At 34.5% G+C, this 1434-nt stretch carries 1 protein-coding gene; it reads right to left on the reverse strand.

Annotation, left to right across the window (positions count from 1 at the left end; translation table 11 throughout):
* Nucleotides 1-187 precede the first annotated feature (187 nt).
* The gene (locus H5088_RS20065) at nt 188-1135 is read right to left on the reverse strand and encodes a hypothetical protein (RefSeq protein WP_101162771.1); all 948 of its coding nucleotides are present in this window, start codon (nt 1133-1135) and stop codon (nt 188-190) included.
* Between the last annotated feature and the right edge of the window lie 299 nt (nt 1136-1434).

Here is a 1434-nt window from a genome sequence, read left to right on the forward strand (position 1 = left end):
AAATTATATGAAGAAGTCTTAACTTAATCTGTCAGGTTTGATTTTTAGTTTTTGATCAAATCTGACAGTCGCATATGTGCCATAAGCAGTCATTGGTAACGACGCATTAATTGGACAAAAATTGCGGGTTAAAATGTGTAGCGAAGCGAAAGCTAACCCACTGTTTTTATTTCGTTTAAATACCTTGTTATTTTTCTTCTGTAATTACCGTCTTTGAGACTTTTCTGTTTTCGAGGCTTTTAACTACTACGGGCATAGCTATTTGAAAAGATCCTTCACCATTAACCTCGTCTATGGCGTTTTTAACAAACGAAGTCATTTCGTTTTTTAATGATAAACCTTTTTTAATTGTGTCTTTGGCAGTGTTTTGTGCCAATTCATTGAATCTATCACTCATTCCTATTACAGCGACTTCGTCTTCCTGAATTTGCTGACTTTCAACAAAAACTTCAAACATGCCTTCGGTGTTCATACGCTGATTCATTTTATATTTAACTATAAGATCTGAGCCTGTTGAAGGACAATTCACACCAAGAATAAACTCTGTATACATTTCCCTTAATGATTTTTGATCTAATTTGTATTTTTGAGCTGAACTTAATGCCTTATTTATCGAATGCTCAACAACCTCGGCAATGTATTCAGAAGTCAAAAGGCCGTGATAGTGCTTTTCAGGAATAAACATATCATCGCCATACACTGAACTATGACCATCCTGTATTAGGTTATTAGGATCGCACCTTTTTTTTACAACATACTTACCATCGTTTTGAAAGTTTCCACTTTGAAAATCTATTCTTAATGTTGCCAAATGATTAGATATTAAATCAATCACATGCTGCGCTGTTAGAGTGCTACCAGCGAAAGCAACGAAACATTCAAAGTCCAAAAATACACTATTGTATGACTTGAAATTTTCCCCAATAAAATAGGGTTGCCACAATTTAACAGGGATCTCTTTAATTTTTTTAAACCCTGATAACAAAGGAGAATGCCCATTCGAACTATGGCTTGTAATAATACTGTCAGCAACTGCGAATAGCCCTTCAGCCCTTACCCCTGTAATTTCTTTAATATTATCTATTTCTCGAAATGGGTTTTCTTCAAAATTATATCCAGCAACAACTAATGTCATCTACACCTCTTAGAAACATAACAACTTATCAGAGGACACTTTCCCTATCTTAGCGCGTAAACGTCCTTATTTTATGAACTTACATTATTAGCAAATAGTATAAGTGATTGCCAGCTATAAATATTATGTTTTCTGTAACTCATATAAACATGTAAAAAGAGGAGATTTTCCTCTTATTCTTACTAAGTTAATGATTACTTAACTGGATGACTGCTTCTCGCTCAAAGCCGCCTGTCAGGCGAAGTCTAAACCCGTTCTTTTAAACTGTAAGATCGGATATGAGCTACTACAAATTAGAG

It is taken from the genome of Pseudoalteromonas sp. SR43-3 (genome assembly GCF_014163875.1).
GTDB lineage: Bacteria > Pseudomonadota > Gammaproteobacteria > Enterobacterales > Alteromonadaceae > Pseudoalteromonas > Pseudoalteromonas distincta.

Bases quoted from the DNA above. Each gene is read 5' to 3' on its own strand.
- H5088_RS20065 (WP_101162771.1), bottom strand. From the start codon at position 1,135: ATGACATTAGTTGTTGCTGGATATAATTTTGAAGAAAACCCATTTCGA.